Annotated in this window: 18 protein-coding genes; 17 read left to right on the top strand and 1 reads right to left on the bottom strand. The window is 59.5% G+C overall.

All coding sequences use genetic code 11. The features are described 5' to 3' along the window. Positions 1–79 precede the first annotated feature (79 nt). The 11 genes from fabF (at position 80) to PSH64_RS22145 (ending at position 9,665) form a co-directional block, all read left to right on the top strand. Positions 80–1,324 carry a beta-ketoacyl-ACP synthase II gene (gene fabF, locus PSH64_RS22195; protein WP_007942005.1) on the top strand — a complete coding sequence of 415 codons (1,245 nt, stop codon included), beginning with the start codon at positions 80–82 and terminating at the stop codon, positions 1,322–1,324. Continuing rightward, on the top strand, positions 1,324–2,139 hold the full coding sequence (gene pabC / locus PSH64_RS22190) for an aminodeoxychorismate lyase (RefSeq protein WP_305478686.1): 816 nt from the start codon (positions 1,324–1,326) through the stop codon (positions 2,137–2,139). Before fabF ends, pabC begins: the two co-directional genes overlap by 1 nt. Before the next feature lie 3 nt (positions 2,140–2,142). Beyond that, positions 2,143–3,342, top strand: a complete 1,200-nt coding sequence (gene mltG, locus PSH64_RS22185; RefSeq protein WP_105342996.1) for an endolytic transglycosylase MltG — start codon at positions 2,143–2,145, stop codon at positions 3,340–3,342. Between the two features lie 19 nt (positions 3,343–3,361). Beyond that, entirely contained in the window at positions 3,362–3,994 is a 633-nt protein-coding gene (gene tmk, locus PSH64_RS22180; protein WP_105342998.1) for a dTMP kinase, read from the top strand. Next, positions 3,987–4,973, top strand: coding sequence for a DNA polymerase III subunit delta' (locus PSH64_RS22175; protein ID WP_105343000.1), 987 nt, complete (start codon positions 3,987–3,989; stop codon positions 4,971–4,973). Before tmk ends, PSH64_RS22175 begins: the two co-directional genes overlap by 8 nt. Before the next feature lie 42 nt (positions 4,974–5,015). Continuing rightward, positions 5,016–5,372, top strand: a complete 357-nt coding sequence (locus tag PSH64_RS22170; RefSeq protein WP_305478685.1) for a PilZ domain-containing protein — start codon at positions 5,016–5,018, stop codon at positions 5,370–5,372. A 13-nt stretch (positions 5,373–5,385) separates the two neighbouring features. Then, positions 5,386–6,177 (top strand): TatD family hydrolase, encoded by a 792-nt coding sequence (locus PSH64_RS22165; RefSeq protein WP_305478684.1) that lies wholly within the window; start codon positions 5,386–5,388, stop codon positions 6,175–6,177. Positions 6,178–6,559: 382 nt separating this feature from the next. Next, the gene (locus tag PSH64_RS22160; protein WP_007942012.1) at positions 6,560–7,198 is read left to right on the top strand and encodes a TetR/AcrR family transcriptional regulator; all 639 of its coding nucleotides are present in this window, start codon (positions 6,560–6,562) and stop codon (positions 7,196–7,198) included. Positions 7,199–7,344: 146 nt separating this feature from the next. Then, entirely contained in the window at positions 7,345–8,313 is a 969-nt protein-coding gene (locus tag PSH64_RS22155; RefSeq protein ID WP_305478683.1) for a GTP 3',8-cyclase MoaA, read from the top strand. 169 nt (positions 8,314–8,482) lie between these two features. Then, entirely contained in the window at positions 8,483–9,088 is a 606-nt protein-coding gene (locus PSH64_RS22150) for a DUF4823 domain-containing protein (protein ID WP_305478682.1), read from the top strand. A 16-nt stretch (positions 9,089–9,104) separates the two neighbouring features. Then, entirely contained in the window at positions 9,105–9,665 is a 561-nt protein-coding gene (locus tag PSH64_RS22145) for a DUF1285 domain-containing protein (protein ID WP_305478681.1), read from the top strand. A gap of 59 nt (positions 9,666–9,724) precedes the next feature. Here PSH64_RS22145 and PSH64_RS22140 read toward each other — a convergent pair whose 3' ends face one another. Further along, positions 9,725–10,597, bottom strand: coding sequence for a triacylglycerol lipase (locus PSH64_RS22140; protein WP_105343431.1), 873 nt, complete (start codon positions 10,595–10,597; stop codon positions 9,725–9,727). A gap of 255 nt (positions 10,598–10,852) precedes the next feature. On the opposite strand from PSH64_RS22140, the gene PSH64_RS22135 reads away from it, so the two are divergent. From PSH64_RS22135 to araH, 6 genes are all read left to right on the top strand, one after another. After that, positions 10,853–11,569 carry a FadR/GntR family transcriptional regulator gene (locus PSH64_RS22135; RefSeq protein WP_007903969.1) on the top strand — a complete coding sequence of 239 codons (717 nt, stop codon included), beginning with the start codon at positions 10,853–10,855 and terminating at the stop codon, positions 11,567–11,569. Between the two features lie 128 nt (positions 11,570–11,697). Beyond that, a complete protein-coding gene (locus PSH64_RS22130) occupies positions 11,698–12,573 on the top strand; it encodes an SMP-30/gluconolactonase/LRE family protein (RefSeq protein ID WP_105343014.1) in 876 nt (291 codons plus the stop codon). A 273-nt stretch (positions 12,574–12,846) separates the two neighbouring features. Further along, complete coding sequence (locus tag PSH64_RS22125) at positions 12,847–13,665, top strand: SDR family oxidoreductase (RefSeq protein WP_105343016.1); 819 nt, start codon at positions 12,847–12,849, stop codon at positions 13,663–13,665. Positions 13,666–13,795: 130 nt separating this feature from the next. After that, the gene (locus PSH64_RS22120; protein ID WP_105343018.1) at positions 13,796–14,800 is read left to right on the top strand and encodes a substrate-binding domain-containing protein; all 1,005 of its coding nucleotides are present in this window, start codon (positions 13,796–13,798) and stop codon (positions 14,798–14,800) included. A 65-nt stretch (positions 14,801–14,865) separates the two neighbouring features. Then, the gene (gene araG / locus PSH64_RS22115; RefSeq protein ID WP_105343021.1) at positions 14,866–16,410 is read left to right on the top strand and encodes an L-arabinose ABC transporter ATP-binding protein AraG; all 1,545 of its coding nucleotides are present in this window, start codon (positions 14,866–14,868) and stop codon (positions 16,408–16,410) included. A 9-nt stretch (positions 16,411–16,419) separates the two neighbouring features. Next, positions 16,420–17,388, top strand: a complete 969-nt coding sequence (gene araH, locus PSH64_RS22110) for an L-arabinose ABC transporter permease AraH (protein WP_105343023.1) — start codon at positions 16,420–16,422, stop codon at positions 17,386–17,388. Positions 17,389–17,508 lie beyond the last annotated feature (120 nt).

Below are 17,508 nucleotides of genomic sequence, written 5' to 3'. Positions count from 1 at the left end.
AAAAACCGCACTGCCATCATGGCGTGCGGTTTTTTCTTTAGGCCTGATGCAAAGTCGTCATTTGAAAAAGGAGAGTGCTGTGTCGCGTAGACGCGTCGTAGTCACCGGTATGGGTATGTTGTCGCCACTGGGCACGGATGTGCCGAGCAGTTGGCAGGGCATTCTGGCTGGCCGCAGTGGCATTGGTCTGATCGAACACACCGACCTTTCTGCCTATTCCACCCGTTTTGGCGGCTCGGTAAAGGGCTTCAATGTCGAGGAATACCTGTCGGTCAAGGAAGCCCGTAAACTCGACCTGTTCATTCAATACGGTCTGGCTGCCGGTTTTCAGGCTGTGCGTAACGCAGGTCTTGAGGTCACCGACGCCAATCGCGAGCGTATCGGCGTGGCCATGGGGTCGGGTATTGGCGGTCTGACCAATATCGAAGACACCAGCCGTACACTGCATGATTCCGGTCCGCGACGGATTTCTCCGTTTTTCGTGCCGGGCTCGATCATCAATATGATTTCCGGTTTCCTGTCCATCCATCTGGGGGCACAGGGGCCTAACTACGCCATCGCCACGGCGTGTACCACCGGTACGCACTGCATTGGCATGGCGGCGCGCAACATCATGTACGACGAAGCCGACGTGATGATTGCCGGTGGCGCCGAAATGGCCGCGTGTGGTCTGGGTATGGGTGGCTTCGGTGCCTCCCGTGCATTGTCGACCCGCAACGACGAGCCGACCCGTGCCAGCCGTCCATGGGACAAGGGCCGTGATGGCTTCGTGTTGTCCGACGGCGCCGGCGCGCTGGTTCTCGAAGAACTGGAGCACGCCAAGGCCCGTGGTGCGACCATTTACGCCGAGCTGATCGGTTTCGGCACCAGTGGCGATGCTTACCACATGACCTCGCCACCGGCCGATGGCGCGGGTGCTGCGCGTTGCATCACCAATGCCTTGCGCGATGCGAAGATCAATGGCGACCAGGTGCAGTACATCAACGCCCACGGCACCTCGACCTCGGCCGGCGACCTCGCCGAAGCCTGTGCGATCAAATCGGTGTTCGGCGATCACGCCTACAAACTGGCCGTCAGTTCGACCAAGTCCATGACTGGTCACCTGCTGGGTGCGGCCGGCGCGGTCGAGGCGATTTTCAGTGTACTGGCCATCAACAGTCAGGTCGCCCCGCCGACCATCAACCTCGATGAGCCGGACGAAGGCTGCGACCTCGACTTCGTACCCCACACCGCGCGCGGCATGGATATCGACGTGGTGCTGTCCAACTCCTTCGGGTTTGGCGGTACCAATGGCTCGCTGGTGTTCCGCCGGTTCGCTGACTGATGGACAGCTGGGTCGACGGTCAACCGGCTGACGCTTTGTCGCTGAAGGATCGCGGCCTGGCTTACGGTGATGGTCTGTTCGAGACCCTCTTGGTCAAGGGTGGGCAGCCGTTGCTGCTGGATCGACATTTGGCGCGTCTGGCCGAGGGTTGTTCGCGCCTGGCGATTACCACCGACCATGCGCTGATCCGGGCGGAGCTGCTGGCCTATGCCGCAGCGCTGGGCGAAGGCGTGCTCAAGCTCATCCTCACTCGAGGCGACGGTCTGCGTGGTTACGCCCCTGATCCCTCGGCCCGGGCCAGGCGCATTCTGCAAGGTAATCCTCCTGCGGCCTATCCGGCGGTGCATGCGAAACAGGGCATTCGCCTGTTCCCTTGTGCGACACGGCTTTCCAAACAGCCATTGCTCGCCGGTCTTAAACATCTGAATCGTCTGGAGCAGGTTATCGCCCGTTCCGAATGGCAGGACACCGAGCATGCCGAAGGCTTGATGCTGGATCAGGTGGGGCGGGTGATTGAAGGTGTGTTCAGTAATCTGTTCCTGGTGCGTGATGGCGTGCTGGTGACCGCCGATCTCAAACGTTGTGGCGTGGCTGGCGTGATGCGCGCAGAATTATTGTTTCAAGCCGAGTCATCGGGGATCTCCACACACATCACCGATATCACCCTCGAGCAGCTGCAGTGGGCTGACGAGGTCTTTGTCTGCAACAGCGTGTATGGCATTTGGCCGGTGCGCGCCTATGCCGCACTGAGCTGGCCGGTTGGGCCGCTCACCCGTAAACTCCAAACCATTGCCCGTGCGCTACTGGATGCTTGATTCGTGAGACGTAAATTCTTGCTGCTGCTGGAAACCGGACTGGTTCTGGCGGGGCTGTTGGCGGGCGCTTGCGCCTGGAAAATCGATTCGGCGCTGAAACAGCCGCTGAACATCGCCCAGGAAGAGCTGCTGGACGTGCCCAAAGGCACTACACCAAACCGCACTTTCATTCGACTCGAAGCCGATGGCGTCATCAAGGACGCTTTCTGGCTGCGGGTGTATTGGCGTTTCAATCTCGCCGGACAACCGCTGCACAGCGGCGAATACCGCATGGTTCCGGGTATGACGGTCGAAGGGTTGATCGACCTGTGGAAGCGCGGGGAAATGGTTCAGTACAGCCTGACGCTGGTCGAAGGCTGGAACTTCCATCAGGTCCGCGCAGCCTTGGCCAAGGATGAAAAACTCGAGCAGACCCTGAACGGTTTGAGCGACAGCCAGGTCATGGACAAGCTCGGTCATGGCGGGATTTTCCCGGAAGGGCGATTCTTCCCTGACACGTACCGTTTCGTGCGTGGCATGACTGATGTCGATCTGCTCAAGAAAGCCTACGACCGCCTTGACGAGGTTCTCGCCAAGGAATGGAGTCAGCGAGCTGCCGACGTGCCCTATACCGAACCCTATCAGGCGCTGATCATGGCTTCGCTGGTGGAAAAGGAAACCGGTGTGCCACAGGAACGCGGGCAGATCGCCGGCGTGTTCGTGCGGCGGATGGAAATGGGGATGCTGCTGCAAACCGATCCGACGGTAATCTATGGCTTGGGTGATCGTTATAACGGCAAGTTGACCCGCGCCCATCTCAAGGAGCCGACACCGTATAACACTTACCTGATCGCCGGCCTGCCACCGACGCCGATTGCGATGGTGGGGCGCGAAGCGATCCATGCGGCGTTGAATCCCGCCGACGGCAATAGTCTGTATTTTGTTGCGCGCGGTGACGGCAGCCACGTGTTCTCGGATGATCTGGATGCTCATAACAACGCGGTGCGGGAGTTTCAGCTGAATCGACGTGCCGATTACCGCTCCAGTCCGGCGCCGGCTGTTACGCCGCAGGCGGAGGATGCCCAGGCACCGATTCCGACGGCTTCGCCTGATACAACGCTCGAAGAAGTGCCGCAAGCAGTGCCGGACTCTTCGCAAGCGCCTGCGACAGCACCTGAGCCAGCACCCGAGCCGGATGCTCCGACGCCGCAAAGCCCGCAATGACTCTGATTAAGGACTGCCTGTGACTGGCTTGTTTATTACCCTGGAAGGCCCGGAAGGCGCCGGCAAGAGCACCAATCGCGAATACCTGGCCGAGCGTTTGCGCGCCGCCGGGATCGAGGTGGTGTTGACCCGGGAGCCGGGCGGTACGCCTCTGGCCGAGCGGATCCGCGACGTGCTGTTGGCGCCGGTCGATGAGGTCATGAACCCCGATACCGAGCTGCTGTTGGTGTTCGCCGCGCGAGCCCAGCATCTGGCCGGGGTGATCCGTCCGGCACTGGCCCGTGGCGCAGTGGTTCTGTGCGATCGTTTTACTGATTCGACTTATGCCTATCAGGGCGGCGGGCGAGGTTTGTCGCTGGAGCGCATCGCGACCCTCGAAACGTTTGTCCAGGGTGATCTGCGCCCAGACCTGACGCTGATCTTCGATCTGCCGGTGGAAGTGGGCCTGGCCCGCGCCAGTGCCCGCGGTCGCCTGGACCGCTTCGAACTCGAAGGCCGCACGTTCTTCGATGCCGTGCGCCGTGCCTTCCTCGAGCGCGCCAAGGCGGATCCCGCGCGTTATGTGCTGGTGGACGCCGCTCAGCCGCTGGCGCAGGTTCAGCAGTCTCTGGATGCCTTGCTGCCACGCCTGCTGGAGTTGACCCGTGGCTGAAGCCTATCCGTGGCAGGACAGTCTCTGGCAGCAATTGGCCGGTCGTGCCCAGCACGCTCACGCCTATTTGTTGCATGGCCCGGCCGGGATCGGCAAGCGTGCGCTGGCGGAGCGTTTGATGGCCAGTTTGTTGTGCCAGCGCCCCACCGCCCAGGACGCGTGCGGTGAGTGCAAATCCTGCCTGTTGCTGAAGGCCGGCAGCCACCCCGATAACTACATCCTGGAACCGGAAGAGGCGGACAAGGCGATCAAGGTCGATCAGGTTCGTGATCTGGTCAGCTTCGTGGTTCAGACCTCGCAGATGGGTGGTCGCAAAGTGGTGCTGATCGAGCCGGTCGAGTCGATGAACATCAACGCCGCCAACGCCTTGCTCAAAAGCCTTGAAGAGCCGTCCGGCGATACCGTATTGCTGTTGGTCAGCCACCAGACCAGTCGTCTGCTGCCGACCATCAAGAGCCGTTGCGTGCAACAGGCCTGCCCGTTGCCGAGCGAGGCCATGAGCCTGGCATGGCTGGCCAAGGCATTGCCGGACTGCTCGGAAGAAGAGCGCATTGAACTGTTGACCCTCGCCGCGGGCTCGCCATTGGCCGCGGTCAAATTGCAGGCTCAGGGCGTGCGTGAGCAACGGGCGCTGGTGGTCGAGGGTGTCAAGAAGTTGCTCAAGCAGCAGCAATCGCCGACGCAACTGGCCGAAGAGTGGAAAACCATTCCGATGTTGCTGCTGTTCGACTGGTTTTGCGACTGGTCGAGCCTGATCCTGCGTTATCAGTTGACTCAGGATGAAGCAGGGCTGGGGCTGGCGGACATGCGCAAGGTGATTCAATACCTGGCGCAGAAAGCCACTCAGGATAAAGTCCTGAATATCCAGGACTGGATTCTCGCCCAGCGGCAGAAAGTGATGAGCAAGGCCAACCTCAATCCGGCGCTGTTGCTGGAGGCGCTGTTGGTGCAATGGGTATCCTTGCCTACCCAGAAGTGACTGTCGTGCCTAGACTCTGATCATCAGACAGCGGAGGTCAGCATGAACGAACCCGTCAGTCCCGGGCCGCGCAATGGCATTTTGTCCTTGACCATCAAGGACAGATCCGTGCTCTACGCGGCCTATATGCCGTTCATCAAGAATGGTGGCCTGTTTATCCCGACCAACAAGAGCTACAAGTTGGGCGATGAGGTCTTCATGCTGCTGCACCTGATGGACGAACCGGAAAAGATCCCGGTCGCCGGCAGGGTCACCTGGATTACCCCCAAAGGTGCCCAGGGCAACCGCGCCGCTGGGGTCGGTGTGCAATTCAACGAAGGCGACGATACCGCGCGCAGTCGAATCGAAACCCATCTGGCCGGAGCCCTGAAGTCCGACCGTCCCACTCATACGATGTAAGTTGCAGCCCTTTATGCTTGTAGATTCCCATTGCCACCTTGATCGCCTCGACCTTGCCGCCCACGACGGCTCCCTGGATGCCGCACTCGATGCGGCCCGTGCGCGCGGGGTAGGGCATTTTCTGTGCATTGGCGTCAGCGCCGATAACGCCGCCGACGTCAAGGCGTTGGCCGAACGTTACGACGACGTCGATTGTTCAGTCGGCGTGCATCCGCTGGACGTGCAGCCGGGGGGCGCGCCGGCACTGGACTGGCTGTTGCGCGAACTCAATCATCCGCGGGTGGTGGCAATCGGGGAAACCGGCCTGGATTACCACTACGAGCCGGAAGCGGCAGCGTTGCAGCAGGAATCGTTCCGCCTGCATCTGCACGCGGCTGAGCAGACCGGCAAGCCGGTAATCATCCATACCCGGGGCGCCCGGGCCGACACCCTCGAACTGCTGCGTGAGGCGGCGCTGCCTCAGGCGGGCGTGCTGCACTGTTTTACCGAAGACTGGGACATGGCCAAGGCCGCGCTGGACATGGGGTATTACATTTCCTTGTCCGGTATTGTCACTTTTCGCAATGCCGATGCCCTGCGTGATGTCGCCAGCAAGGTGCCGGCTGACCGGTTGCTGGTGGAAACCGACTCGCCGTATCTGGCGCCGATCCCGTATCGCGGCAAACCGAACCTGCCGCAATACGTGCGTGAGGTCGCGGAATTTCTGGCAATGTTGCGAGGTGAGTCCTACGAGCGTTTTGCCGAGCAGACCACCGAGAATTTCAAGCGGTTATTTCCGTTGGCGCACGTCAGGGCATCGGCGTAACGTTGGAAAAAATCGCGGGCTGCGGGGTTTTGACCCCTGAATCGCAGGCAAAAAAAACCCGGGTTCTGGGGGGTGAATCCGGGTTAAGACCATTAGGAGTAAAACAAAGGTACGCGGTCCTTTGGTACCTTCATCAGCGCGACACTTGGGGGAGATGCCTCGCCGACAGTTGAAGTATTGATCAGTATCGCGCCGAGTCCAGTTTAGCCGGTCGGGTTTTTAAACAAATTTGGAATACGCGCGCTTCGGTTGAGTTCTCATCAGTCAGGGAGGTGGTGCGAATTCATCAAGAAACACATATATGGTCGGATGATCCGTGCATTTTTGCGCAAGTTAGGCATAATACGCGGCTTCGAATTTTGACCCCTACAGACCTTTTCTTATGCATAAAGAACCTCGTAAGGTCCGTGAGTTTCGTCGCCGCGAGCAAGAAATTCTCGATACCGCGCTCAAGCTGTTCCTCGAACAAGGTGAAGACAGTGTCACCGTCGAGATGATTGCTGATGCCGTAGGTATCGGCAAAGGCACGATCTACAAGCACTTCAAGTCCAAGGCGGAGATCTACCTGCGCCTGATGCTCGATTACGAGCGCGATTTGAATGAGTTGTTGCATTCGGCCGATGTCGATAAGGACAAGGAGGCCCTGTCCCGGGCCTACTTCGAATTCCGCATGCGCGATCCGCAACGCTATCGGTTGTTCGATCGCCTGGAAGAAAAGGTGGTCAAGGGCAATCAGGTGCCGGAGATGGTCGAGGAACTGCACAAGATCCGCGCCTCGAATTTCGAACGCCTGACCCTGCTAATCAAGGGCCGGATCAGCGAAGGTAAGCTCGAGGACGTGCCGCCTTACTTCCATTACTGTGCGGCCTGGGCGCTGGTGCACGGCGCGGTGGCGCTGTATCACTCGCCGTTCTGGAGCAATGTGCTGGAAGATCAGGAAGGTTTCTTCCAGTTCCTGATGGACATCGGCGTGCGCATGGGCAACAAGCGCAAGCGCGATACCGACACTCCGAGCAGCTGAGCCATCCAGTTGTCTAATTGCGCCATGAGCCATGATTTAGCTACGTGGCGCAGTACCGCAGGAATATACTCAGGCATAGGGCTTGCTAAAACTTGATTTGTGAGTCAAGTTTTGCGCGTTCGAATCTTCTTTCGCCGGAGTGATCCATGATCGTTGACCGTCAAGGCAGGCGTTTTCGCAATTTGCGGATCAGTCTGACTTCCGCCTGCAACTACGCCTGTACCTACTGCGTGCCTAACGGCAAGCGGCTGGTGGCTGCACAGGATGAGTTGTCGGCCGAGGCCATGGCACGCGGCGTGGCCTATCTGATCGAAGCGGCGGGCATCGAGCGCCTGCGCATTACCGGTGGCGAGCCACTGGTCAGTCCCAAACTCGAAGCCTTCATGACCGCCGTCGGGCAGATGGGCCTGGCGGACATCAGCCTGACCACCAATGGTCAGTTGCTGGCGAAGAAGCTGCCGCTGCTGGTGGACGCCGGTATTCGGCGCATCAACGTTTCCCTCGATACTTTGGATGCGCATGCTTTCCGTAGCATTGCGCGTGGTGGTGATCTGGCGACCGTCCTTGACGGTATGAACCAGGCCGCGGCGGCGGGCATGAAGATCAAGGTCAACATGGTGCCGCTACGAGGGCAAAACCTCGATCAAGTGATGCCCCTGCTCGATTACTGCCTGGAACGCGGCTACGAGCTGCGCTTCATCGAATTGATGCGCATGGGCCACCTGGCCAGCGATTCCAATGCCTTCCTGCAACAGTTCGTCAGCCTTCAGCAATTGCTGAGCCTGATCGGCGAGCGCTACGAGTACCTTCAGGCCGACGCGCCGGTCGATGCCACGGCGGTGCGCTACGAAATTCCAGAGCAGGGCCACTTTGGTGTGATCGCCAACGAAAGCGTGCCGTTCTGCCGCACCTGCTCGCGTCTGCGTTTGTCGTCCACTGGCTGGCTGCATGGTTGCCTGTCATCGAGCAATCGCCACTATGTCGGCGATCTGCTCGACAAACCTCGTCACCAGGCATTGCCGGCGTTGCAGCGGCTGTTGGTGAAAGCCTTGGGGGACAAGCAGGAAGTGGCGTTCTCCGGTGGCGCAACCATCATGAAGATTATTGGCGGCTGATCGGGCCTCATCGCGGGCAAGCCACGCTCCCACAGGTTTACAAATATCCTGTGGGAGCGTGGCTTGCCCGCGATTGCGTTCTGCCAGGCGACGATGCCCATGAGCTGGCGCGGAAGCTGCATCCCATGGCCATTCGCCGGTTTTCCGTCACCGGCTTCTGGAGGGTAGGATGCGTAGCCTGGTTTTGCTGCTGGCCGTTTTGGCGCTTGGTGGCTGCATGAATGTCAGCGATATGGCCGAAGGCACTCGCTACCACATGAGCGACGCGGGGCTGCTGGACCACAGCGATAGTCGCCGCGTGAATAACTTCCGCATTCAGTCGGATTCATTCATCTACATCGCCCAGGGCGCCTTCGCACCGCCAGGCAGTGCCTATCCGCGACCTAACGTGGTGGCCGAAGAAGCTTTCAATGGCTTTATCGAATATTTCCCGATGGTACGCCGTGCCCGCATGCCGGAAGGTCTCGACGCCGCCATGGGTGAAGCCCGTGCCGCCGGCGCTCATTACCTGCTTTATACCCGTTTCGCCAAGGCCGATGACCGCATCGGCAACTCGGACGAGTGGCTCGATCAGGAACATGTGGATCGCCTGGGGATCGACAGCGGTGTGATTCAAATCATGTTGATCGAGACCAGCACCCAGTATTTGATCGATACTGCACGTATCAAGAGTCGTGGCGGTTTACTGACGTTCCACGATAACAAGCCAGAAGATCTGTTGGGCCCACCGCTGGAGCAATACGCTCGTAGCCTGCTGGGGCTCAGCGACCAGTAATTCAAAGGAGAACGCCATGAGTGGCCCGCAAAAAGCCAATGACCTGTTGGGACAAATCCCCAAGACCAAAGGCTTGCCACCGGTGCACTTGTGGAACCCTGATTTCTGCGGCGACATCGACATGCGCATCGCCCGCGACGGCACCTGGTATTACCTGGGCACACCGATCGGGCGCAAGCCGATGGTCAAGCTGTTCTCCACCATCATTCGCCGCGACGGCGATGATTACTTTCTGATTACTCCAGTCGAAAAGGTGGGCATCAAGGTCGACGACGCGCCGTTCGTGGCGATTGCCGTGGAAGTCGAAGGCGAGGGTGAGGCTCAGGTCTTGCGCTTTACCACGAATGTCGACGAAACGACCGATGCCGGCGCCGAGCACCCCATGCGCGTGGTGATCGACCCGGTGACTCAGGAGCCCGCGCCGTATGTGCATGTGCGCAGCAACCTTGAAGCGCTGATCCACCGTAATGTGTTCTACCAATTGGTGGAGCTGGCGGTGAGCCGTGAGATTGACGGGCAGAGTTGGCTCGGTGTCTGGAGCGGTGGCGAGTTCTTTCCTATCGGGCTTGAGCCCTAAGGGGCTGAGCGCTGGAAACGAAACGGCCCGTTATGGCAACGGGCCGTTTTTTTATGGGCTTACAACCCCTTGCCCTTGAGCCGGGCGGCATGTTCAAGGTAGAGCCCGACCGGGCTCACGTTCCAGCTATTGATGCCGGCCATCTGATTGACGGCGTCGAAATGGTCCATGGGGTAATCCGAGCGAATCACTTTGCCCAGATGCGAGCTGTAGCGGCCAACCAGCCCATCGTTGGCGTGCTTCTCTTTATAAAACAACTGCGACAGCACCTTACAGTTCAAATGGGTCGGGTCGAGGAGTTGCAGGCTTTGAAAGTTCTGCACGATCCCGCTCCAGGAGTAGTAATACACCCCGTTTTCAATTTCGTTGCCTTCCCCGCCCCAAACCTTTGGCACCCCTTGCGGGTACTTGCGATTAAAAGCGGCCAGTCCTGCACTGGTCAGCGATTCAAACGCCGCTTGAGGATCCACGGGATTTTCCGGGTGGCCACTGATCAACGAAATGAAGGTGCCGACCGCGCTCAACAAGGCCAACACGAAGGCTTCGGGTAGTTCTCCCGGTGTCAGTGCCTTGTGCAGTTGGTCGGCAATCTCGGAGCCGTGGTTGGGGCAACTGACCGAGGTGACCGAAGCGACCTTTTCCGGGTACAGGGCTGCGACGTAGCGTGCGGCCAGCGGGCCTTGGCTATGGCCGATCAGATTGACCTTGGCAGCGCCCGTTTCCAGCAAAATGCGGTCGACGTGTTCGAGCAGTTTTTCGCCGCGTTCCTCATTGCCGTTGACGGTTGGAATATTCACGGCAAACACCTGGGCACCAGCGCGTTCCAAGGCTTCCTCGATCTCGAAGAAGTAGGGGTAACCGGCGATTCTATCGAAACCGAAAAGACCGTGAACCAACACAATGGGGTATTTCGTAGACGCATCCATGTCCATATTCATACCTGTCGATGGCAAGTTTGAGTGAAACAGATCCTGCTGACTGCCTGATCTGTTGCGGGCTAACCGTAGTTTACAAAGTGAGTGGGTTCAAAGTGCCGGGGGCAGTAATCGGACGAACAGTCATGTCTGCATTGGCAAGGACTCCAGAAAAATCCAATTGACACTCAATCATATGATGATTAGCGTGGGCATCCATCGCAAATGGCTTTTTTGTCGTTTCGTTTTTGTCACCGGGGTGGCGAGGTAACCATGTCCAGCAGTTTTCACGCGTCGACGGTTGATTGGCTGGGGTGCTGGATCGCCGCTGGCCAGGTGAAGCCCGGCGAAACCATCAAGGTTGAAGCCGATCTGGGCGAACAGCTCGGGGTCAGCCGTACCGTCATCCGCGAAGCCATCAAAACCCTGGTCGCCAAAGGCATGCTCGAAGTCGGGCCGAAGGTCGGCACGCGGGTGTTGCCGGTGCGGCGCTGGAACCTCTTCGATCCACAAGTCGTCGGCTGGCTGTCGCGCAGCGGTTTGCCGGAAAACTTCGTCGACGACTTGCTCGACCTGCGTCGTACCATCGAACCGATGGCCGTGCGCTGGGCCTGCGAGCGCGCGACGGTGGAGCAAGTGCAAGCGGTGCTTCAGGCCTACAACGCGCTGGAACGAGCGGTGGACAGTGGAGTTGATTACAACCGCGCCGACCAGTTCTTCCACGAGTGCATCCTCGCCGCCAGCCACAATCAATTCATCGAACAAATGGTCCCGGCCCTCGGCGCGTTGCTGGCAGTGTCCTTTGAAGTGTCTGCCGCCGACCCCGACGAGCTGCGCCGAACCTTGCCGATCCACAAAGACATGGCCGACGCCATCGCCGCCCGGGATGCCGCGCGGGGTGTGTGGGCCTGCATGACCCTGATCGATAACGCCGATCTGGCGATCAAACGGTTTTACCCACAAGTCATGGCCGATAAAAAGGCCAGCTAACAATAAAGAACCGTTGTGGGAGCGGGATTGCTCGCGAAGGCGATGTGTCAGGCGACAGAGATGGTGAATGTCATGGCCTCTTCGCGAGCAAGCCCGCTCCCACATAAAAGCAATAAAAAGGAGGTTTCATGACGTGGACTGCGGTTACCGAACACCGTGCGCGACTCGGTGAAGGCCCGTTCTGGGATGCACCGACCCAGGCGCTGTACTGGGTAGACATCGCCGGCAAACAGGCGCTGCGACTGATCGGCGCCAATGTGCAAATCTGGCAGATGCCGGAGCACGTGTCCGCGTTCATCCCCTGCGAAAGCGGTGACGCCCTGGTGACGTTGAACAGCGGGGTTTATCGGCTGGACCTGAACTCTCCCGGCCTGGAACCTCGGTTGACCTTGCTCTGCGTGGCCGATCCGCAACCCGGCAATCGCGCCAACGAAGCCCGTTGTGATGCCTTGGGCCGGCTCTGGCTGGGCACCATGCAAAACAACATTGGCGAGCAGGGCGAAGACTTGCCCATCGTGCGCCGCTCCGGTGGCCTGTTTCGCATCGACCGCGATGCTCGGGTCACGCCGCTGCTGCGAGGGCTGGGTATTCCTAACACGTTGCTGTGGAGCGATGACGGCACGACCCTGTATTTCGCCGACAGCCTCGACAGCACGCTTTACCGGCATTTCATCCATACCGACGGCAGTCTCGACACCGCCTACGTCTGGTTTGGCCCCCACGAACGGGGTGGCCCCGACGGCTCGGCGATGGATGCCGAGGGCTATATCTGGAACGCCCGCTGGGACGGCAGTTGCCTGCTCAGGCTGACCCCCGAGGGTCATGTGGACCGGGTGATCGAACTGCCTGTCAGCCGCCCCACCAGTTGCGTGTTCGGTGGCGAAGACTTCAAAACCTTGTACGTCACCAGTGCGGCGAGCCCGCTCAACCATCCATTGGATGGTGCGTTGTTGTCGGTTCGAGTCGATGTACCCGGAAAACCCTGTCAGCGATTTGCGGGTTAAATCCCAAAATATGGGATGTAAAATTATATATTGAGATTATTTGGCGGCCGGGTTTATAGTCGGCTCCATCAGTTACACGCACTCACACTTAAAAAAACAAATCAGGTGAAGTGATGCAGCGATATTCCACCGTCCTCCCTCGGGGCGACAGTGCTTCTGACCACCCCGGCGCCCGGGTTCTTTCGCGCCTGCCTGCCTATTCCACAAAGCCTTTTGACCGGACATCGACAGATGCCCGGTTTTCGTCGTGTCTTCGAACAGGAGTGTTGATCCATGGCTGAACCTCTTTCCTTGCCGCCAGTGCCCGCACCGCCCAAGGGTGAGCGCCTGAAAAACAAAGTCGTGCTGTTGACCGGTGCCGCTCAGGGGATCGGCGAAGCGATTGTCGCGACCTTTGCGTCCCAGCAGGCCAAGCTGATCATCAGCGATATCCAGGCCGAGAAAGTCGAAAAGGTCGCGGCGCATTGGCGTGAACAAGGCGCGGATGTGGTGGCGATCAAGGCCGACGTATCGCGCCAGCAAGACCTGCACGCCATGGCCAAGTTGGCCATTGAGCTTCACGGTCGCATCGACGTGCTGGTCAACTGCGCCGGGGTCAACGTGTTCCGTGATCCGCTGCAAATGACCGAGGACGACTGGCACCGCTGCTTCGCCATTGATCTGGACGGCGCCTGGTATGGCTGCAAAGCCGTGCTGCCGCAGATGATCGAGCAGGGCATCGGCAGCATCATCAACATCGCCTCGACCCATTCGACCCACATCATTCCCGGCTGCTTCCCGTACCCGGTGGCCAAGCATGGCCTGCTCGGGCTGACCCGCGCCTTGGGCATCGAATACGCACCCAAGGGCATTCGCGTCAACGCCATCGCGCCGGGCTATATCGAAACCCAACTGAACGTCGATTACTGGAACGGTTTTGCCGACCCCCATGCCGAACGTCAGCGGGCCTTCGACTTGCATCCACCGCGGCGCATCGGCCAGCCCATCGAAGTGGCGATGACCGCCGTGTTCCTGGCCAGTGATGAGGCGCCTTTCATCAATGCTTCGTGCATCACCATCGATGGTGGTCGTTCGGTCATGTACCACGACTGAATGACTTGGGTTTCAGGGGCAGAACTACGCCTGAAATACAATCATCATACGATATGACTATTGGCTGCATGCTTTGACCGCTGTATTGGCTTTCAAATAACGCTCAAAAAAAATAACAAGGAGTCAGCTTATGAAACGTCGTCGTGGGATCCGTTCCCTGTGCTGTGCCGCTTTGGCGGTCACCGCGGTCAGCCTGAGCAGTACGTTGCTGGCGGCCGAGGAAGTGAAGATCGGTTTTCTGGTCAAGCAAGCCGAAGAGCCCTGGTTCCAGACCGAATGGGCATTCGCCGAAAAGGCCGGCAAGGACAAGGGCTTCACCGTCATCAAGATCGCCGTGCCTGACGGCGAGAAAACCCTGTCGGCCATCGACAGCCTGGCGGCCAACGGCGCCAAGGGCTTCGTGATCTGCCCGCCGGACGTATCCCTGGGCCCTGCGATCATGGCCAAGGCCAAGCTCAATGGTTTGAAAGTGATCGCCGTCGATGACCGTTTCGTCGATGCTGGCGGCAAGTTCATGGAAGACGTGCCGTACCTCGGCATGGCAGCTTTCGAAGTCGGCCAGAAGCAGGGCGCCGCCATGGCCGCCGAAGCGAAAAAACGCGGCTGGGACTGGAAAGAAACCTATGCGGTGATCAACACCTTCAACGAACTCGACACCGGCAAGAAACGCACCGACGGTTCGGTTAAAGCCCTGGAAGACGCCGGGATGCCGAAAGACCACATTCTGTTCTCGGCCCTGAAAACCCTCGACGTGCCGGGCAGCATGGATGCCACCAACTCGGCGCTGGTGAAACTGCCGGGTGCGGCGAAAAACCTGATCATCGGCGGCATGAACGACAACACCGTGCTGGGCGGCGTGCGCGCCACCGAAAGCGCCGGTTTTGCCGCGGCAAACGTGATCGGCATCGGCATCAACGGCACCGATGCCATTGGCGAACTGAAGAAACCCAACAGCGGCTTCTTCGGCTCGATGCTGCCGAGCCCGCACATCGAGGGTTACAACACCGCCAGCATGATGCACGAGTGGGTCACCACCGGCAAAGAGCCGCCGAAATACACCGCCATGGACGACGTGACGCTGATCACGCGCGACAACTTCAAGCAGGAACTGGAAAAGATCGGCCTGTGGAATTGAAGCGCGGTTGATTTCATCGGCGGCCCTGGCGACGGGGCTGCCTGATCGGTGTGAAGAGGTGGGTTATGCACGCACACGTACAAACAGATGAACAGCGCATTGGCGGGAGTCTGCGCTTCAACGGGATCGGCAAAACCTTTCCCGGGGTGAAGGCGCTGGACGGCATCAGCTTCGTCGCGCATCCGGGACAGGTTCACGCCTTGATGGGGGAGAACGGCGCCGGTAAATCCACATTGTTGAAAATCCTCGGCGGTGCTTACACACCGAACAGCGGCGACCTGCAGATCGGCGAGCAGACCAGGGTCTTCAAGTCCACCGCCGACAGCATTGGCAGCGGTGTTGCGGTGATCCATCAGGAGCTGCACCTGGTGCCGGAAATGACCGTGGCCGAGAACCTGTTTCTCGGTCATCTGCCGGCGAGTTTCGGCCTGATCAATCGCGGCGCCTTGCGCCAACAGGCACTGGCCTGTCTCAAAGGCCTGGCCGATGAAATCGATCCGCAAGAGAAAGTCGGACGTTTGTCCCTCGGTCAGCGGCAACTGGTGGAAATCGCCAAGGCGCTGTCCCGTGGCGCGCATGTGATTGCATTCGATGAACCCACCAGCAGCCTGTCGGCGCGGGAAATCGATCGCTTGATGGCAATCATCGGGCGCCTGCGGGACGAAGGCAAAGTGGTGCTTTACGTCTCCCATCGCATGGAGGAAGTGTTCCGCATCTGCAACGCGGTAACGGTGTTCAAGGACGGTCGCTTCGTGCGCACCTTCGAGGACATGAGCGCGTTGACCCATGACCAGTTGGTGACGTGCATGGTCGGTCGCGACATTCAGGACATCTACGATTACCGCAACCGTCCCCGTGGCGCGGTGGCGCTCAAGGTCGACGGGTTGCTGGGGCCGGGCTTGCGTGAGCCGGTGAGTTTCGAAGTGCACAAAGGCGAGATTCTTGGGCTGTTCGGCCTGGTTGGCGCGGGTCGCACCGAGCTGCTGCGCATGCTCAGCGGGCTGACCCGCAACACCGCCGGACGCCTGGAATTACGCGGGCATGAACTGAAGCTGCATTCACCACGCGATGCCATCGCCGCGGGGATTCTGTTGTGCCCCGAGGACCGCAAGAAGGAGGGCATCCTGCCGCTGGCCAGCGTCGCCGAGAACATCAACATCAGTGCCCGCGGCGCTCATTCGACCTTTGGTTGTCTGTTGCGCGGGCTGTGGGAAAAGGGCAACGCCGACAAGCAGATCAAGGCGCTGAAAGTGAAGACGCCCAACGCGGCGCAGAAAATCATGTACCTGTCCGGCGGCAATCAGCAGAAGGCGATCCTTGGTCGCTGGTTGTCGATGCCGATGAAAGTCCTGCTGCTCGACGAGCCCACCCGGGGCATCGACATCGGGGCCAAAGCCGAGATCTACCAGATCATCCACAACCTGGCCGCCAGCGGTATTGCGGTGATTGTGGTGTCCAGCGACCTGATGGAAGTCATGGGTATTTCCGACCGCATCCTGGTGCTCTGCGAAGGCACGATGCGCGGCGAACTGACCCGCGAACACGCCAATGAATCCAACCTGCTGCAACTGGCTTTGCCACGCCAACGCGCTGCCGACGTGGCGAACTGAGAGGTGACTATGACTATCCAAAACAACGCTCTGCCAACCCCGCGCAAACCGCTGGACCTGCGACGCTTTCTCGATGACTGGGTGATGCTGTTGGCGGCCGTCGGAATCTTCGTGCTCTGCACCTTGCTGATCGATAACTTTCTGTCGCCGCTGAACATGCGCGGTCTGGGCCTGGCGATTTCCACCACCGGGATTGCCGCCTGCACCATGTTGTATTGCCTGGCATCCGGGCACTTCGACTTGTCGGTGGGCTCGGTGATTGCCTGCGCCGGCGTGGTCGCGGCGGTGGTGATGCGCGACACCAACAGCGTGTTCCTCGGCGTCAGTGCGGCGCTGGTGATGGGGCTGATTGTCGGGCTGATCAACGGGATCGTGATCGCCAAGCTGCGGGTCAATGCGTTGATCACCACGCTGGCGACCATGCAGATTGTTCGTGGCCTGGCTTACATCTTTGCCAACGGCAAAGCGGTCGGCGTGTCCCAGGAATCGTTTTTCGTCTTTGGTAATGGCCAGTTGTTCGGCGTGCCGGTGCCGATTCTGATCACCATCGTTTGCTTCCTGTTTTTCGGCTGGCTGCTGAATTACACCACCTACGGGCGCAACACCATGGCCATCGGCGGCAACCAGGAAGCGGCGCTGCTGGCCGGGGTCAACGTTGACCGGACCAAGATCCTCATCTTCGCCGTCCACGGTGTCATCGGCGCATTGGCCGGGGTGATTCTGGCGTCGCGCATGACCTCGGGCCAGCCGATGATTGGCCAGGGTTTCGAGCTGACGGTGATCTCGGCTTGCGTGCTGGGCGGGGTGTCGCTGAGCGGCGGGATCGGGATGATCCGGCATGTGATCGCCGGGGTGTTGATTCTGGCGATCATCGAGAATGCGATGAACCTGAAGAACATCGATACCTTCTACCAATATGTAATTCGCGGTTCGATCCTGCTGCTGGCCGTTGTGATCGACCGGCTGAAGCAGCGCTGATTGTCCCTAAGGGGGCGGGTTGTCTGACATATTGATACTGAATGTGCCGACGTCTTCGCGGGCAAGCCCGCTCCCACAGTTGCGCGCTGTGTCATCCCCAAGTTGTGTGTGCACAAAAAA

It is taken from the genome of Pseudomonas sp. FP1742, from assembly GCF_030687145.1.
Lineage (GTDB): Bacteria > Pseudomonadota > Gammaproteobacteria > Pseudomonadales > Pseudomonadaceae > Aquipseudomonas > Aquipseudomonas frederiksbergensis_D.
This window is presented reverse-complemented; position numbering and strand designations above follow the sequence as displayed.